Source organism: Xylanimonas oleitrophica, from assembly GCF_003244315.1.
Lineage (GTDB): Bacteria > Actinomycetota > Actinomycetes > Actinomycetales > Cellulomonadaceae > Xylanimonas_A > Xylanimonas_A oleitrophica.
Genome location: NZ_QKWH01000002.1, coordinates 205,373 through 223,039 on the forward strand (window position 1 = coordinate 205,373; position 17,667 = coordinate 223,039).

Here is a 17,667-nt window from a genome sequence, read left to right on the forward strand (position 1 = left end):
CCGACCATGAGCTCTTCGGACCCGTACAACCCTCCGCCGGCGGGCGGCGAGGGCCGTGACGAGACGAGCGGCGCCGGGCAGGCCGGCTGGTCGCAGCCGTCGCCCGGCTACCAGGCGCCGCAGGGCCCGTCCTCCGGCTCGCCCTACCCCGGCGGCGGGCACAGCCCGTACCAGGGGTACGAGCAGCCCGGATCGCAGTCCTCGTACGGTCAGTCCCCCTACGGTCAGTCCCCGTACGGGGCGTCGTACGGCCCCGCCGCGCAGACCGACGGGCTCGCCGTCGGTGCGCTCGTGTGCGGCATCGTCGGCCTCACCGTGGTCCCGGTGCTGGGCAGCATCGCCGCGGTGGTCCTCGGCCTGATGAGCCTGAGCCGGCTGCGCACCAGCGGCCAGGGTGGCAAGGGGCTGGCCGTCGCGGGCCTGGTCATGGGCGGCGTCGGGGTGCTGGGCGCCCTGCTGCTCGTGGTGCTGGTGTTCGGGCTGCTCGGTCTCGCGGCCTCGGCGCCCTGGGGCTACTCGATGGGGTCGTTCGTCTGACCTCGCTGGGCGCCGGCTGGGAATTCACCCGCTGTTTCGCCCGCAGAATCCCTCACGCCCCCGGGTGAGGCGCATCTAGCCTGGCCAGACCGCCGTGGTCTCCTCCGCGGCGGACGCCGGGAAGGTGGGCCTCGTGGCGAGGGACGCTCTGACGATCGCGATGGTGGGCACGCGGGGCGTGCCGGCCCGGTACGGCGGCTTCGAGACCGCGGTCGAGGAGATCGGCTCCCGGCTGGTGCGGCGCGGTCACCACGTGCGGGTGTACTGCCGGGCGGGGGCCGCGCGGCCGCCGCTGGACGAGTACCTGGGGATGGAGCTCGTCACCCGGGGGGGGCGCTGCGCACCCGCACCCTGGAGACCCTGAGCCACACGGCGCTCTCGGTGGCGCACCTGGCACGGCACCGCACCGACGCGGCGTTCGTGTTCAACGCGGCCAACGCCCCGCTGCTGCCCGTGCTGCGCGCGGCGGGCGTCCCGGTGGCCACCCACGTGGACGGCCTGGAGTGGCAGCGCGCCAAGTGGGGCCCGGTGGGGCGGCGCTACTACCGCGTGGCGGAGACGGCGGCGGTGCGGCTCTCGGACGCCCTGATCGCCGACGCGCAGGGCATCGCGGACTACTACCGCCGCGAGTACGGGGTGCCCACCGCGCTGCTGTCCTACGGGGCGCCCCTGCTGGTGGACGTCGCCTCGGACCGGGTGGAGGACCTGGGGCTGGAGCCCGGCGGGTACCACCTGGTGGTCGCGCGGTTCGAGCCGGAGAACCACGTGGACATGATCGTGGAGGGCTACGTGGCCGGCGGGGCGGTGCTTCCGCTCGTGGTGGTGGGGTCGGCGCCGTACGCCCACGGGTACACCCAGCGCTGTCACGACCTGGCGGCGGGTGACCCGCGGGTGCGGTTCCTGGGCGGGGTCTGGGACCAGAAGCTGCTCGACCAGCTCTACGCCCACGCGCTGACGTACGTGCACGGGCACTCGGTGGGCGGCACCAACCCGTCGCTGCTGCGGGCGATCGGGGCGGGCACCGCCACGGTGGCGTACGACGTCGTCTTCAACCGGGAGGTGCTGGGCCGCGGCGGACGTTACTTCTCGACCGCCGCGGGCCTGGCCCGGCACCTGGAGGAGGCGGAGGCCGACCCAGGGACCACGCGCGCCTCGGCCGAGTACCTGCACCGCCGCGCCCACGGCTACGACTGGGACGAGGTGGCCGACGGCTACGAGGCGCTGGCGCGCGAGCTGGCGGCAGGGCGGGCTCCGGGCCCGTGGCCCTCGGCGCGTCGTGGCGCGGTGGCGCACGAGGAGCAGGCGTGACCACGCTCGCGCCCCGGGAGACGTACCGGCAGACGCTGGCGCGGCTCGCGGGGGCGCAGAAGGGTGCGGCCCGCAGCGCTCCCGCGTACTCGCGGTTCGTCAACCGCCGTCTGGGCCGGGTGCTGGCGGCGTGGGCGTACCGGGTGGGGCTGAGCCCGAACGCGGTGACGGGGATCAGCGCGTGCTTCACCTTCGCTGGCGTGGTGGCGCTGGCGGTGCTGCCTCCGGCCTGGGGGGTCGGGGTGGCTGTCGCGCTGCTGCTGGCGCTCGGGTACGCGTGGGACTCCGCCGACGGTCAGGTGGCCCGGCTGACGGGTCGTGGCAGCCCTGCGGGCGAGTGGCTCGACCACGTGGTCGACGCGGTCAAGGTGGTGTCCCTGCCTCTGGCGCTGCTCGTCGGCTGGTACCGGTCCGGGGCGGTGGAGGGCCTGTGGCTTCTGGTGCCGCTGGTCAACGCGGTGGTCAGCAGCGTGCTGTTCTTCGGCATGATCCTCACGGAGCAGCTGCGCCGCGCCCGGGGTGTCACCTCTCGGGCGCAGGTGACGGGCCGGATGCCGTGGCTGCGCTCGGTGCTGGTGCTGCCCACCGACTACGGCGTGCTGTGCCTGACGTTCCTCCTGTACGGCGCGACGGCGGTGTTCGCGGCGGTGTACGCGGTGGTCACCGCGCTCACGCTGGTGTTCGTGCTGCTGGCGCTGCCCCGCTGGTTCCGGGAGATGCAGGCGGATGCCTGAGGGCCGGCGGGGCGTCGTCGTCGTCAGCTACGGCAGCAGCGCCCTGCTGGCGCGCAACCTCGTGGCCAGCACCGTGCCGGGCGACGTCGTCGTGGTGGTGGACTGCTTCACCGACGACGGCGAGCGGGCGGCCGTGGCTCGGCTCGCCGAGCGGCACGGGTGGCTGCTGGAGGCTCCGGCCACGAACCTGGGGTTCGGGGCCGGCACGAACCGGGGTGTGGCCCGGGCGCTGGCTGCCGGCGCGGGCAGCGTGCTGCTGCTCAACCCGGACGCCCGCATCGCACCGCCCGACGCCGCCCGGCTGCACGAGCGCGTGGAGCAGGACCCGGGCGTGCTCGTGGCTCCACGCATCCTGCGGCCGGACGGGACGCCGTGGCTGGTGCGGACCGCCCGCATGGACTGGGGTGACGGCACGATGCGCCCGCGCTCGGCGCCCGACGGCGGAGCGGACGCCGGTGTCCTGGAGTGGTTGTCCGGGGCGTGCCTGGCCGTGGGGGCACAGCTGTGGCGGAAGGTCGGGGGGTTCGACGAGGAGTACTTCCTGTACTGGGAGGACGTCGACCTCTCGCACCGGGTGCGCCTGGCCGGCGGCACGCTCGCCGTCGACGGCGTGGCGACCGCCCACCACGACGAGGGCGGCACGCACCCGGGCCGGCGCCGTGGCCGGGCCAAGAGCGAGACGTACTACTACTTCAACGTGCGCAACCGGCTCGTGTTCGGTGCGCGGTGGCTCGACGACGCCGGCTACCGCGCGTGGGTGCGGACCGTCCCGCGCGCGGTGCGTGCGGTGCTGCTGCAGGGCGGGCGGGCCCAGCTCGTCACCGGTGCAGCACCCTGGCGCGCCGCGGCCCGCGGCGTGCGCGACGGGCTGGCGGCGGGGCGCCGGGTGCGGCGCGCGGCCCGAGGCAGAGGCGGGGCGCCGGGGGAGCACGGGGCACCGGGGACAGGCGGTGCGGTGCCGGTCGGCGCCTAGGCCGGCCCGCGCGCGGCGGCTCAGAGCGCCGCGCGGCGGCTCAGCGGGTCCCCGGGCTCGCGGGGGTGCCCACGGCCCGCCGGTACACGCGGGCGTGCGCGGCACCGGCGTGCGCCCACTCCCGCCCAGACAGGTCGGGAGCCGCCGCGCGCGGCTCCCGGGCTGCCCGCAGGGCGCGCTCGAGGGCGGCGCCCGTCAGCGTGCCCTCGAACGTGTGCACCCAGCCGGGGCCGGTCTCGGCCGCGAGCAGGCGGTTGACCTCGTTGTCGGGCACGAGCACGGGCCGGTCCAGGGACAGGGCGGCGAGCACGGACCCGGAGTTGTGCATGAACCGGTAGGGCAGCACGACGAGCTCGGCGGCGCTGACGGCCTCGACGAGCTCCGCGTCGCCCAGGAACGCCAGGTGCGTGGAGATGCGCGGGTCGCCCGCGGCGGCCGCCTCGATCTCCGCGACCAGGTCGTCCGACGACGGCCGGCCGGCCACCCCGAGCGTCAGCGACGGGTCGGTGGTCTCCGTGAAGGCCCGCACCAGCGCCTCGACCCCCTTGTACCGCCGCACCAGGCCCACGTACTGCAGGCGGCCCGGCACCGGCTCGCGCGTGGGCCGGCCGTACCAGTCGCGGTAGTGCCCGTGCGGCACGAGCGTCGCCGTGGCCCCGGCCGGCACGGGGGTGTGCTCGTTGAGCACGACGGCGTGCCGTGTCAGCCGGTCGAACCAGCGCAGCAGCAGGCGCTGGACGCGGGTGGAGTCCTGCGGCAGGCCCACGTTGTGCACCGTGCGCACCACCGGGGTGCGCGTCAGCGTCAGGCGCAGCAGCAGGAGCAGCGTGACCAGCTCTCGCGCCGCCCGCCCGGCCCGCCTGCGGCCGTCCATGAGCACCTCGGGCCAGTGCAGGTGGACCACGTCGTAGGAGCCCAGGAGCGCTCGTCGCGTGCTGAACGGCACCAGCTCCACCCCGGGCGTGGCTCGCAGCGCCCGCACCAGCAGGGTGATGTACGGGTTCGTGGTCGCGCTCGGCTCGCGGTGCGACGCCAGGACGGTGACGGTGCGGCCGGCCATCGTGCTCCGATCTGCGGGCGACGGCCCGGCACCCGCCGGCGGGTGCCCGGGGGTGAATCCCCGCCGGGCCCGAGCCGCCGGGGCGCGGGTCGGACTACGTTACGGTAACCGCGCCACGCCGCGGTGCCGACGGCCCGTGGGGGTGAATCGTGGGGGACCAGACCGCTGCCGGTGCCCGCGTCACGGTCGCCGTGCTGACCTACCGGCGGCCGAGCCAGGTGGCCGCCCTCGTCCCTCTGCTCCTGAGCCAGCTCGACGCGCTCGAGACGGCCGTCCCGGGCGCTCGTGGCCGCCTCGTCGTGGTGGACAACGACCCCGCGGGCAGCGGACGGGCGGCCGTCGAGCGGGTGGTGGGCGGGGCTGACCGCCGGCTGAGGTGCGTGGTCGAACCGGCTCCTGGCATCTCGGCCGCCCGCAACCGTGCCCTGGACGAGGCGGCGCCGAGCGACGCCGTCGTCTTCGTGGACGACGACGAGACGCCTGCGGCGGGCTGGCTCACCGCCCTGGTGGGCGCGTGGCGCCGGTACGCGGCGGGCGCGGTGGCCGGCCCCGTGGTCTCCGTGTTCGCCGAGGAGCCCGACCCGTGGGTGCGGGCGGGAGGCTTCTACGACCGTGAGCACCGTGCTGTCACGCCCACGGGTCGGCGGCTGGGCTCGGCCGCCACGAGCAACCTGCTGCTCGATGCCGCGACGGTCCGTCGGCTCGGGCTGCGCTTCGACCCCGCGTTCGGCCTCACGGGTGGTGAGGACAGCCGGTTCACGGCCGCTCTCACCGCGGCGGGCGCCCCGCTGGTGTGGTGCCGCGAGGCGGTGGTGACCGACCACGTCCCGCCCGAGCGGGCGACCCGCGCCTACGTGCTCCACCGGACCACCGCCCTGGCGGACGCGACCGCCCGGGTGCGGCTGCTGGAGCACCGCGGGGGGCTGCCGCGTCTTCTGGGCCGTGCTCGCGTGCTGGCGACCGCGGCGTGCCGGGCCGGTCTCGGCGTCGCGCTGTGGGGCCGCGGGCGGTGGCGCGAGGTCGTGCTGCGGCGTGCTGCCGTCCGTGACGACGCCCGCGCGCACCGTCACCTGGCCCGGGCCCGGGGGGAGCTGTTGGCCGCCGTCGACCGTCACGTGCAGCCGTACGCGCGCACCTGATCCCGGTCGGCATGGCGGGTGAAGGCCGGGGGTGAATCGCGCCCGGGGCGGGTGCGCGTGACGCGCGGCTCGCTAGCGTGATGAGGCATGTCGGCCAGGCGGAACGGCGCGGAGGGTGGTGGCACCGGAGACCCCGGTGCCACCGGTGGCACCCGCGGCGCTGGCGCCCGTGCCGCTCACCCGGCTGCCGTGCGTCGCGCGGCGCTCCTGACGGCGGCGGCCGTCGTGGTCGCCGTCGTGGTCGCGATCGTCCTCGCAGCCGGTGCGGGGCGCTGGGGGCGTGACGGCGGCGACGCGGGAGCGGCCGGACCGGTGGGGGCCTCGTCGTCGGCATCCCCTGACGGCTCCGCGCGAGCCGGTACCGGATCCGGGGCTTCGGCGCCCGCCGCCGACGACGGCGCGGGGCGCACGGGCAGCGCGGGGGACACGGGCGGCGCGGGGGACACGGGCGGCGCGGGGGGCGCAGGAGGCACCGCCGGTGCGCAGGGTCCGGCGTCGGCCCCAGTGGTCGACGCCGACGGGCGGCCGGTGCTGGCGCCGGTGCCGTTCACGGCCACGCCCGAGCCGGTGCCCGGGGTGCTGGTCTCGGTCTCGGACGTCGAGGCGGTCGAGGGGGAGGCGTGGCTGCCGGGGGAGGCGAAGGGCCCGGCGCTGCGGTTCACGATCGAGCTGACCAACGTGACGGCCGAGCCGCTGGACGCCCGCACCGTGGTGGTCAACGCCTACTCGGGGGACGACCTGCTGCCGGCGGCCCCGCTGACGCGACCCGGGGCGCGGGCGTTCCCCCGCGAGGTGGCGCCGGGAGTGGGTGCGGTGGGGGCGTACGTGTTCAGCGTCCCGGCCGAGCGGCGGGCGGCGGTGCGGCTCGAGGTCGACCTGGGGGTCGGTGCGCCGGTGGTCCTGTTCGAGGGTCCGGTGGGCTGAGCGGCTCCGCGATCGGCCGGGGTGGTTGCCTGCTGAGGGTTCGGGGCCGGTAATCACCCGCGACGGCAGAGCATTCACCCGGTCGGGGACGCGACGTCTGTGAGGCGCGTCACTACTGTCGAAGGGTGCGCCGCTCGCGGCACGCCGAGAGACCGCTCCCGGCGGCCGCCCGCAGGCGACGCGACCCTGTGAGGTCAGTGTGACGTCAGTGGTGAACCTCCCCGCCCGGCTCGTCCGCCGGGCCTGCGCGGCGCTGGGCGCCGCGGCCCTGCTGCTCGGTGCGGCACTGGTGGGGCCTGCTCCCGCGGCCGCCGACGACGCCCTGCCGCCGCTCCCGGAGACGGTGTCGGCCGACTCCCTGCCCACCGTCCAGATCGACGACGGCGTGGTGTGGAAGCAGGTGGTGGTGGGCGGCACGGTGTACGTGGGCGGCAACTTCCAGAACGCCCGCCCGGCCGGCGCCGCCAAGGGGCAGAACCTGGTGCGCCGCACGCACCTGCTGGCCTACGACCTCGCCACGGGCGTGCTCACCTCGTTCGCCCACACGCTCAACGGCGACGTCACCGACATGGCGGCATCCCCGGACGGGCGCCGGCTGTACGTGGTGGGCGGGTTCACCAGCGTGGACGGCCAGACCCGCAACCGCATCGCGGCGTTCGACCTGCCCAGCGGGGCGCTGAGCACCTCGTTCGCCCCCAGCATGAACGGCAACACCCGTGCGGTGGCCGCGACCGACACCACCGTGTACGCCGGCGGGTACTTCTCGGCCGTCAACGGCACCCGCAAGTACCGGCTGGCGGCGATGAACGCCTCCAACGGCTCCGTCGTCCCCGGGTTCACGCCCGTGGTGGACGACAACCAGGTGATGTCCATCGTGGTCGCCCCGGACCAGCGCTCCGTCGTCGCCTCCGGCAGCTTCACGTCCGTGAACGGCTCGAGCCGGCCGGGCTACGGCCTGGCCCGGCTGGACGCCGCCACCGGAGCCTCGCTGCCGCTGCCCGTCAACGACCGCATCCGCAACGCCACCGACAACGCCTCGATCATGCGGCTGACGAGCTCCGGCGACTCGTTCTACGGCGTGGGGTGGGCCTGGAACCGGGACGGCCAGGTGTACGGCACCACCGAGGGCACCTTCTCCGCCCGGTGGTCGGACGGCACGCTGCGCTGGCTGGAGGACTGCCACGGGGACACGTACGACGTCGCGGTCGGGCACGGCGTCGTCTACACCGCCAGCCACAAGCACTACTGCGGCAACAGCGGAGGGTTCCCCCAGACGGACCCGTGGACGTACCACAAGGCGACGGCGTTCACCGAGGACGTGCGGGGCGTCAACACGCGGGACATCTACGGCTACCCCTCGCACGAGGGCACGCCCCGGGGCGAGATGCTCAACTGGTTCCCCGACACCGAGTGGGGGAGCTTCACCAGCTCCAGGCAGTCGACGTGGAGCGTGACCGTCACCGACGGCTACGTCCTCTACGGCGGGGAGTTCCCCTCCGTGAACGGCCAGCGGCAGTACGGCATCGCCCGGTTCGCCACGCGTGCGCAAGCCCCCAACAGGGTGGGGCCCGAGGGCAGCGGGGCGGCGCTCGACCCCACGGTCGTGTCCGTGGTGCCCGGCACCGTGCGCGTCTCGTTCCCCACCACGTGGGACCGTGACGACAAGACGCTGACGTACCGCCTCTACCGGGACAGCGACACGGGTGCCCCGGTGCACGAGAAGCAGGTCACCAAGAACTTCTGGGACGACGTCCGGGAGTCGTTCGTGGACACCGGCGTGACGCCGGGCGCCACCCACCGGTACCGCGTGGCGGTGTCGGACCCCTGGGGCAACGTCAAGCGGTCGGGATGGGTGTCCGTCACGGTCGCCGCGGGCACGCTGAGCACGTACGCGTCGACCGTGCGGGCAGACGGCGCGTCCAGCTACTGGCGCCTGGGCGAGCCGGCGGGCACGGTGGCCGCCGACTGGGCCGGCGACCGCGACCTGCAGCTCGGGGACGGCGTGGTGCGCGGCACGCCCGGCGCCGTCCCGGGCGACGCCGACGGTGCCACGACGTTCGGCGGCACGCCGACGGCGACGGGCGGCACCACGGTGCGCACGCCGGGCCCCGGCACGTTCACGCTCGAGGCGTGGTTCCGCACCACCACGACCCGGGGCGGCAAGATCGTCGGGTTCGGCAGCTCCCCGACCGGGGACTCCGGGTCCTACGACCGGCACGTCTACATGACCGACGGCGGCCAGCTCGTCTTCGGCGTCTACCCCGGGCGGGTGCAGACGGTGTCGTCGTCCGCCGCGTACAACGACGGCGCCTGGCACCACGTGGCAGCCACCCTGGGCCCCGACGGGATGCAGCTGTTCGTCGACGGGACGCGCGTCGCCCAGCGCGGAGACGTGACGGGTGCCGAGCCGTTCGACGGCTACTGGCGGGTGGGCGGCGACAACCTCGGGGGCTGGCCCTCGGCGCCCACCAGCAGCCGGTTCGCCGGGGTGGTGGACGACGTCGCCGTCTACCCGGCGGTGCTCACCGCGGCGCAGGTGCGCTCGCACCTGGCGGCCGCCGGCGTCACGGTGGACGTCCCGCCCCGCCCCACCGACGTCTACGGCGGTCTGGTCTACGACGCCGACCCCGCCCTCTACTGGCGGTACGACGAGCCCGCGGGTGACGCCGTGGCCGACTCCGGCACCCAGGGCAGTCCCGGCCGGCTCGACGGTGCCTGGTCGCGCGGGGAACCGGGGGCGCTCGCGGACGGCACGGGCACCGCGGTCCGGTTCTCGGGCCCGGGCAACGTCTACGCGCTGGGTGCGGTGGACGACCCCCAGGGGTTCACGCTGGAGACGTGGGTGCGCACCACCTCGACGCAGGGCGGCAAGGTGATCGGCCTGGGCGACCGGCAGACGGGCCTGTCCGGCTCGTACGACCGGCACGTCTACATGCAGGACGACGGCCGCCTCGTGCTCGGGGTGTGGACCGGGGTGTCCACCAAGGTGACCACCGCCCGGCCCTACAACGACGGCGCCTGGCACCACGTGGTCGCGTCGCAGGGCCCCGAGGGCCTGCGGCTGTACGTCGACGGGGCGCTCGAGGGCTCCGACCCGCAGACGGGCAACCAGCAGCACAGCGGCTACTGGCGGGTGGGCGGCGACACCACGTGGGGGTCGACGTCGCCGTACCTGGCCGGTGCGTTCGACGAGACGGCGGTCTACGGGCGCGTGCTGTCGCCGCAGGAGGTGGCGCTGCACCACGAGGCGGGGGTCACCGGGAAGGTGCCGAACGTGCCCCCTGCCGTCGCCCTGGGCGTCACCGCCACCAAGCTCGACGTCGTCCTCGACGGCTCCGCCTCCCACGACCCGGACGGCACGCTGACCGCCTACGAGTGGGACCTCGGGGACGGCACCACCGCCACGGGTGTGACGGCCACGCACACCTACGCCTCGCCCGGCACGTACACGGTCACGCTCACCGTGACCGACGACCGCGGCGCCACCGCCACCGCCCGCCAGGACGTGACCGTGGTGGCCAACGTGGCGCCGGTCGCCGCGTTCGTCCCGGCGGTCACGGGCCTGCGGGTCGACGTGGACGCCACCGCCTCCCACGACCCGGACGGCACGATCGAGTCCTACGAGTGGGACCTCGGGGACGGCACCACCGCCACGGGCGCCACCGCCTCGCGCACGTACGCCGCCGCCGGCACCTACACCGTCACGCTCACGGTCACCGACGACGACGGCGCCACGGCCACCGCCCGCCAGGACGTGACCGTCGAGGTGCCCGCCGTCGTCGCCCAGGACTCGTTCGGCCGCACCGTGACCTCGGGGTGGGGCACCGCTGACGTGGGCGGCGCCTGGTCGACCAGCGGGGCGGCGTCCAGCTTCTCGGTGGGTTCCGGCACCGGCAGGGTGCAGCAGGGTGCGGGAGCCACGCGGGCCGCGCAGCTCCAGAGCGTCTCGGCGGCCGACGTCGAGCTCTACGGCGAGCTCGCGGTGGACAGGATCGCCGACGGCGGCGGCACCTACGTCTCCTTCACCGCCCGCACCGGCGGGTTCTCCAGCGAGTACCGGGCCAAGGTGTGGGTCAGGTCCACCGGCGCGGTGCAGCTGCAGCTCGTGGCGCTGCAGACCAGCGAGACCACCCTGGCCGCCGCCAACGTCGCCGGGCTCACGCTGGCCCCCGGCGAACGCCTCGCCGTGCGCGCCCAGGTGGAGGGCTCCGCCCCGACCGCGCTGCGGGCCAAGGTGTGGAAGGTCGGCCAGGCGGAGCCGCCAGGGTGGCAGCTGACCGGGACCAGCGCGGTCGCCCTGCTGCAGGACGCCGGAGGGGTCGGCGTCGTCACCACGGTCAGCGGGTCGGCCACCACCGGGACCTCGACCATCACCGTCGACGACCTGCGCGTCGGCCCGTTGCCACGGCCCTGACCGGCCCTGACCGGCCCTGACCGACCCTGAGGACCACCGCCGACCCACCGGAGGACGGGATGCCAGGCAGCCGCACCGGGGCGAGCGCCGTGGTCGCGGCCCTGACGCTGGCCGCCCTGGCCGCCAGGGCCGGGGTGGCCGCGGGGCTGACGGCCGGGCTCCTCCTGGCCCTGGCCCTGACCCCCCTGTGGTGGCCGCACCTGCGGCGCAGCCGGTTCGCGCTCGCCGTCGCGGTGCTGGGGCTGGCGTGCGTCGTGTCGAGCGCCTGGCTGACGTGGTGGTCCGCCGCCGACCACGACGTCTCCCGCTGGGGCCTCGTGGAGACGGCTGCCCTGCTGGCCACCCTCGTGTGCGGCGTCGGCTGCGTGCTGTGGGCACGGACCCTGCTGCCCGTGTGGGCGGTGGGTGCCGTCTACGGCCTGGGGCTGTTCGCCGGCGTCGGCACCGGCGGCATGTTCGCCACCAACGCGTGGCGGTTCGGGTTCTCGCTGCCCACGACGGTGCTCCTCCTGGCGCTCGCGGCCCGGTTCCGCAGGACGTCGGTGGACCTGCTCGCCGTCGGCGTCCTCGCCGTCGTCTCCGCCGTCAACGGCGGCCGCTCCAGCAGCGCGATCCTCGCTCTCGTCGGCCTGCTGGCCCTGTGGCAGGCGCGCCGCCCCCGGCCGCCGTCCGCTGCCGCCACAGCACGCACCGTGCTGTTCTTCGGCGCGCTGGCCGCCGGGGTCTACCTCACCGTCCAGGCGGCCGTGCTCGAGGGGCTGCTGGGCGACGCGGCCCGGGAGCGCAGCGAGGCGCAGATCGCCACGGGCGGCACCCTCATCACCGGCGGCCGCCCCGAGATGGGTGCCACGCTCGCGCTGGTGACCGCCCGCGCGTGGGGGTACGGGGGCGGCACGGTGCCCTCGCCGTCCGACGTCGCCACGGCCAAGGCCGGCATGGCCGCGCTGGGGTACGACCCCGACAACGGGTACGTCGAGTCCTACCTGTTCGGCAGCGGGTTCGAGCTGCACTCCGTGGTGGGTGACCTGTGGGCGTGGAGCGGGATCCCCGGCCTCGCGCTCGCCCTGGCCCTGGTGGTGTTCCTCGTGGTGCGGCTCGCGTCGGTCACGGCGTCACGCACCGGTTCGGCGCTGGTGCTGTTCCTCGGCCTGCGCTCCCTGTGGAACATGTTCTTCTCGCCCGCGGAGAGCTCCCTGACGGTGCTCGTGCTCGCGGTCGGGCTGCTCGCGCTGTCCGGCGGGCTCTCGCCCGGCCCCCGGGCGGTGCCCGCGGCTGCGCCGCCGCTGGCGGCGGAACGGGCGGAGGGGCGGTCGTGACGGCGCAGCCGCGGGTCGCGACGACGGACCCGGCGCGCCCCGGGCGGGTCGCGTGGATCGACGCCGGCCGCGGCGTCGCCATCCTGCTCGTCGTGCTGTACCACGCGGCCCGCTGGCTGGGCTCCGAGCCGTGGGAGGCGGTCAACGCGTTCGTCGCCACGCTGCGCATGCCGTTCTTCTTCGTGCTCTCCGGCCTGCTCGCCACCCGGGTGGCGAGCATGGCGTGGAGGGAGCTGTGGCGGCGGCGCCTGAGCCTCTACCTGTGGGTGTTCGCCGTGTGGGAGGCGGTGGGTGTGCTCGCCTACCTCGCCGGGTTCGCGCTCCAGGGCACGCGGCTCGGGATCCGGGGCCTGGCCCTCGACCTCCTGCTGGCCCCCGTGCGCCCCCTGTACGAGCTGTGGTTCGTGTGGGCGCTGGCCGTGCTCTGCGTGCTGGCCCGCCTCACCCGGCACGTGGACCTGCGGGTGCGGCTCGCCGTCACCGGCGCGGCCGCTCTCGTGGCGCTCACCGACGGCTTCGACGCCGGCAACCTGGGGTGGAACGGCGTGCTGCGGTACGCGTTCTTCTTCCTGTGCGGCATGTACGGCCGCGAGCTGGTCCTGCGCCTGGCCGCCGTGCGCGCCCCGTTCCGGCTCGGCCTCCTCGGCGGGTGGGCGGTGCTCGCGGTGCTGGAGGAGAGCCTCGGGTGGGCGACCGTGCCCGGCGTGCACCTCGTGGTCTGCTGCGCCGGGGTGGCCGCCGGGGTGAGCCTCGCCGTCCTCGTGGCCCGGTGGGGCGGCCTGCGGTCGCTCGGCGCCGCCACCCTGCCGGTCTACCTCGGCCACACGCCCGTCATCATCTTCGCCGCCTCGGCCGCCGTCGGGGTCCTCGGCAGCCGGGTGACGGGCGGGTGGGCGGTGGTGGCCTGCCCCGCCCTGGCCGCGCTCGCCGTCGTGGCCTCCAGGGCCGTGCACCGGTGGGTCGACGGCGGCCCCCTAGCCTGGCTGTACGCGGCGCCGGGGTGGTTCGCCGGCACCGCCAGGCGTCCCTCCGTCCCGCAGCCAGCGCCCGGCGGCCAGCCGAGCGTCGTGGGCCGGCAGAGCACCGAGGACGACGCCCGGCCGTAGCGGCACCGCCAGCGCGCCCACCAGAGCACCCGGCAGGTCGGACGCCGTGCGCGCCGCCGGAACCACCCGGTGACCGTGCGCGGACAGCCACGCCGCGAGGCCCGTCTCGTCGGTGGTCACCACCGTGCACCCGTGCGCCAGGCCCTCGACCACCGGCAGGCCCACCTGCTCGCGCCACGCCCCGTGCCGCTGCGACGGCAGCACCAGCACGCAGGCCCGGTCCAGCTCCCGGTGCACGACGTCGCGCGCCGGGTCCGGCAGGAACGTCACCCGGTCGTCCGCCGCGGCCAGCGCCGCCGCCCGCCCGGTCAGCTCCCCGCGCCCCACCACCACCAGCCGGGCGTCGTCGTGACGCTCGCGGACCACCGGCCAGGCGGCCAGCACGTGGTCGAACCCCTTGCGCGGAGAGAGGTCGCCCACGAACAGCAGCGACCGCTCCGCCTTGGCCCGCCCGCCCGGGCACGTGCACGGCGAGGGCAGGGCGAGCACCGTGCGCGTATGTGCGCGCCGCCCCGGAGGGCCGAACGCCGCCGGGTAGAGCTCGCCGGCCGCGTCCGTGCCGAGCACCACCCGGTCGCACCGGCGCCACGCCCACCGGGCGAGCGCCAGGTCCAGCCGTCGGCCCAGCCGCGGCCACCACCCGTGCGGCGCGGGCACCGTGCGGGGGTCCACGTTCCCGATGGCGTACGTGACCACCGCGGTGCGCCGGCCGGTCAACGCGTCGCGCAGCCGCACCGCCACCACCACGAGCCCCGCCAGCCGTGCCGACTCCAGGGCGGCCGGCTCGTTCACCTCGACCGACGCGTAGCCGTGCCGCAGCACGTGCGCGACGGCGCCGGCCAGCCCCACGCGTGCGTGGGGGACCCGCGCGGCGAGCGTCGGGTCGAAGTCGTACCGGGTGCGCAGGTAGAGCAGGTCGGCGGGCGGCAGCGACAGCGCACGCTCCAGGTGGGCGGTGCGCAGGTCGCGGTACACCTGGAGGTGCCGCGGTCGCGCCGTCGGGCCTGGACCTGCTGCCGCGCCTGGCCGCGCCGTCCGGCCTGGGGCCGTCGTCATGCCGGGGGCCGGGCGTCCGCCGCGGCGACGGCGGGCTCTGCGTCCGGGGCCGCGGGCTCGGCGTCGGGCGCTGGTGCGTCCTCGGCGGCACCGACGGTCGCACGCTCGGCAGGCAGCACCGGGCCGACGGGCCGGGCAGGCCCCTCGCCCCGGCCGCGCAGCCGCCCGAGCAGCCGGGCCACCGCGCCACGGGTGCCGTGACCGTACCCGTAGTACGCGGTGTCCTGGCCGGAGCGGGGCACGAACGTCATCACGAGCCCGAGCACCCGGGCGTCCACCGACGCGAGCGTGCGCAGCGCGTGGGTGAGCTGTTGGCGCCGCACCCGGCGGCTGCCGACCACCACGATGGTGCCGTCGGCCATCGTGGACAGCACGGCGGCGTCGGTGACCGGCAGCACCGGCGGGGCGTCGAGGATCACGACGTCGTACCGCGCCCGCGTCCGTGCGAGCAGCGCCCGCATCGCGGGCGAGGCCACGAGCTGGTGCGGGTTCGGCGGCACCGACCCCACGGGCAGGATGTCCAGGCCCGGCCCCACGGGCTGCACCACGTCGTCGAGGTCGGCACGGCCCACGAGCACCGTGGTGAGGCCGGCAGCCCCCTCGACGCCGAGCACGGTAGACACCGACGGGCGGCGCATGTCGGCGTCCACCATGAGCACGTCGCGGCCGCCCTCCGCGAGGGCGGCCGCGAGGTTGCGGGCGGTGGTCGACTTGCCCTCGCCCGGCACCGAGGACGTCACGACCACCAGGGAGGCCGGCTTCTCGACGTCGACGTAGCGCAGGTTGGTCTGCACGATCCGGTACGCCTCCGCCGTCGAGCCCAGCGGGTCCTCGACCACGCTGAGCACCTGCGGGCGGCGGGCCCGGGGGATGGTGCCGAGCGTGGGCAGCCCCCCGGCCACCGGCTCCAGGTCCCGCGGCAGGCGCAGCCGCGTGTCGAGCAGCGCCCACAGGAGCGCGCCCACCAGGCCGAGGACCACACCGCCGCCGCCCCCGGTCGCCACCAGGAACCTGGTGCGCGGCTGCGACGGGTGGGTGGGCTCGACCGCGGGAGACACCACCGTGATCGCCACGCCCTGCGCGTCCGCGTCCGCCGCGGCCGTCAGCGCGTCGACCGACAGGGGGAGCTGGTTCGCGACGGCGTCGGCGACCCGCGCCGCCCAGGCCGGGTCGCCGCCGCTGACCTTGATCTCGATGATCGACGTGTTCAGGGGAGCCTCCGCCGTCACCGCCCCCGCCAGGCCGCGGCCGCCGCCCGGCTGCCCCAGGGTCTCGGCCACCGGGTCCAGCACCACCGGCATGTCGATCAGGGCGGTGTAGGAGTCGATGAGGTTCTTGACGTACGTCGAGCCCTGGAGCAGGTCGCTGGTGGTCTGCCCGCCACCCACGGCCACGAACACCTTGGCGGTGGCGGTGTAGGAGGGCGGCGTCCGTTCCGCGACGCCCAGGCCGACCACCGCCCCGAGGATCCCCAGCGCGGCCGCGACCGGCCAGCGCTTGCGCAGCACGCCCAGGTACTCGATGAGATCCATGCGTCTCTCCTCAGGCATCGCCGGACGGTTCGAGCGCTCCTCACGACGATACGGCTCGTGGCGCGGGTCACATCGGGCCGGGAAGGGGTGAAAAGGCGAGATTCGCCCGGACCTCCGGGTGCCGCGGCCCGCACCCCGCTGCGACGATCGCAGCAGGCGCTCGCGCCCGGAGGAGGACCGACGTGACGGCACCGGCTGACGACGACCGCCCGAGGCCGCACGTCCTGGTCGGCGCCTACGCGCTGGGACCCGGCGACGAGCCCGAGGCGGGCGCCGGGTGGGCGTTCGCCGTGGCTGCCGCCGCCCGGCACGAGGTGTGGGCCGTGACGCGGCGCCGGTTCCGGCCCGCCGTCACGCAGGCCCTGGCCGCCGACCCCCGGCTGGCCGCGCACCTGCACGTCACCTATGTCGACGCCCCGGCCGCGGTGCTCGCCCTCAAGCGCCTGCCCGGCGGCGTCTACTGGTACTACGCGTGGTGGCAGGCCCTGCTCGCACGCACGGCCCGCCGGCTGCACGCGCAGGTGGGGTTCGACGTGCTGCACCACGTCACCTGGGCCAACGACTGGATGCCCTGCGGCCTGGCCCGTGTGGAGGGCGTGCCGCTCGTCTGGGGCCCGGTGGGCGGCGCGAGCAGGACGCCGTACCGGCGCCTGCGGCGCTGGCTCGGCGTGCGCGGCGTCGTCGTCGAGCGCCTGCGGGACACCGTGGTGGCGCTGGCCCGCCGGCGGTGGGGGGACGCTGCGGCGCGGCGCGCGAGCCTCGTGGTGGCGCAGAACCCCGAGGTCGCGGAGCGGTTCGCCGGGGCGCGGCGCGTCGTCGTCGAGCCCAACGCCGTCGTGGACCCCGAGGTCGAACCGGCCCCGGCACCTGCCGGCACGACGCCGGGGGAGCCCGCCGTGCCCGCGCGGACGGCGGTGCACGTCGCCCGCCTGATCCCGTGGAAGGGCACGGCGCTGGCGCTCGACGCCCTCGCCCGTCCCGAGGCCCGCGGGTGGCGGCTCGACGTCTACGGCGACGGACCGCTGCGGCGGGCGCTGGAGGCACGCGCCCGGCGGCTCGGGCTGACCGGCCGGGTCCGGTTCCACGGCCGCCGGCCGCGGTCCGAGGTGCTGGCGGCCACGGCGCGTGCCGACGCGCTGCTGTTCCCCTCCATGCACGACCAGGCGGGCTGGGTGGCCGCCGAGGCCAGCACGCTCGGCACGCCCGTGGTGTGCCTGCCGCTCGGCGGCCCGCCCCTGCTCGCGCAGCCCGCGGCGTTCGTCGCGGCGCTCGAGGGTGACGTGGTGGGCAACCTGGCCCGCGCCCTGGTCGCGGCGGGGGAGGCCGGCGGCACCCGGCACGGCCGGTGGTCCGCCGCCCGGCTGCCGGGGCTGCTGGCCGGGTGGTACGCCGCGGCGGCGGCCGACGCCGCCGCCCTCGCCGCACCCACCGCCCCGGCGGTTCCCGCGCAAGGTCCTGCGGCGGACGCCTGACAGCGCCTCCGGACCGCCCCGCCTCCGGACCGCCCCGGACGTCCGCCGGATCTCTCCCACACCTGTTCACGCTCGGTGCGCACGGCGAGCCTGCGG

The 17,667-nt window shown here is 76.2% G+C and carries 11 protein-coding genes and 2 pseudogenes; 10 read left to right on the forward strand and 3 right to left on the reverse strand.

What is annotated here, in order from left to right:
* Nucleotides 1-6 precede the first annotated feature (6 nt).
* The 4 genes and pseudogenes from DNL40_RS04865 (at nt 7) to DNL40_RS04880 (ending at nt 3,552) form a co-directional block, all read left to right on the forward strand.
* On the forward strand, nt 7-537 hold the full coding sequence (locus DNL40_RS04865; protein WP_111250105.1) for a DUF4190 domain-containing protein: 531 nt from the start codon (nt 7-9) through the stop codon (nt 535-537).
* Nucleotides 538-697: 160 nt separating this feature from the next.
* Nucleotides 698-1,845: pseudogene (locus tag DNL40_RS04870) on the forward strand (DUF1972 domain-containing protein).
* Nucleotides 1,842-2,579, forward strand: a complete 738-nt coding sequence (locus tag DNL40_RS04875) for a CDP-alcohol phosphatidyltransferase family protein (protein WP_111250106.1) — start codon at nt 1,842-1,844, stop codon at nt 2,577-2,579. The pseudogene DNL40_RS04870 and the gene DNL40_RS04875 overlap by 4 nt, the downstream one beginning before the upstream one ends.
* A complete protein-coding gene (locus DNL40_RS04880) occupies nt 2,572-3,552 on the forward strand; it encodes a glycosyltransferase (protein ID WP_111250107.1) in 981 nt (326 codons plus the stop codon). Before DNL40_RS04875 ends, DNL40_RS04880 begins: the two co-directional genes overlap by 8 nt.
* Nucleotides 3,553-3,592: 40 nt before the next feature.
* Here DNL40_RS04880 and DNL40_RS04885 read toward each other — a convergent pair whose 3' ends face one another.
* Complete coding sequence (locus DNL40_RS04885; protein ID WP_111250108.1) at nt 3,593-4,612, reverse strand: glycosyltransferase; 1,020 nt, start codon at nt 4,610-4,612, stop codon at nt 3,593-3,595.
* Between the two features lie 149 nt (nt 4,613-4,761).
* Here DNL40_RS04885 and DNL40_RS04890 point away from each other — a divergent pair, with 149 nt between their 5' ends.
* The 5 genes from DNL40_RS04890 to DNL40_RS04915 all read left to right on the forward strand — a co-directional run bounded on the left by DNL40_RS04890 (nt 4,762) and on the right by DNL40_RS04915 (nt 13,511).
* Nucleotides 4,762-5,751, forward strand: coding sequence for a glycosyltransferase family 2 protein (locus tag DNL40_RS04890; RefSeq protein ID WP_179950942.1), 990 nt, complete (start codon nt 4,762-4,764; stop codon nt 5,749-5,751).
* Nucleotides 5,752-5,838: 87 nt separating this feature from the next.
* Nucleotides 5,839-6,675 (forward strand): hypothetical protein, encoded by an 837-nt coding sequence (locus DNL40_RS04895; RefSeq protein WP_111250110.1) that lies wholly within the window; start codon nt 5,839-5,841, stop codon nt 6,673-6,675.
* Between the two features lie 208 nt (nt 6,676-6,883).
* Nucleotides 6,884-11,089: a PKD domain-containing protein gene (locus DNL40_RS04900; protein WP_218925999.1), complete on the forward strand. Its 4,206-nt coding sequence runs from the start codon at nt 6,884-6,886 to the stop codon at nt 11,087-11,089.
* A gap of 59 nt (nt 11,090-11,148) precedes the next feature.
* Entirely contained in the window at nt 11,149-12,405 is a 1,257-nt protein-coding gene (locus DNL40_RS16360; protein ID WP_179950943.1) for a hypothetical protein, read from the forward strand.
* Complete coding sequence (locus tag DNL40_RS04915; protein ID WP_179950944.1) at nt 12,402-13,511, forward strand: acyltransferase family protein; 1,110 nt, start codon at nt 12,402-12,404, stop codon at nt 13,509-13,511. Before DNL40_RS16360 ends, DNL40_RS04915 begins: the two co-directional genes overlap by 4 nt.
* 69 nt (nt 13,512-13,580) lie before the next feature.
* On the opposite strand, the pseudogene DNL40_RS16685 reads toward DNL40_RS04915, so the two are convergent.
* A pseudogene (locus DNL40_RS16685) lies at nt 13,581-14,567 on the reverse strand (glycosyltransferase family 4 protein); the annotation flags it as partial.
* Nucleotides 14,564-16,099: a tyrosine-protein kinase domain-containing protein gene (locus tag DNL40_RS04925; protein WP_179950945.1), complete on the reverse strand. Its 1,536-nt coding sequence runs from the start codon at nt 16,097-16,099 to the stop codon at nt 14,564-14,566. The pseudogene DNL40_RS16685 and the gene DNL40_RS04925, both read right to left, overlap by 4 nt.
* A gap of 182 nt (nt 16,100-16,281) precedes the next feature.
* Between DNL40_RS04925 and DNL40_RS04930 the strand changes: the two genes are divergently transcribed.
* Nucleotides 16,282-17,571, forward strand: coding sequence for a glycosyltransferase (locus DNL40_RS04930; RefSeq protein ID WP_111250116.1), 1,290 nt, complete (start codon nt 16,282-16,284; stop codon nt 17,569-17,571).
* Nucleotides 17,572-17,667 lie beyond the last annotated feature (96 nt).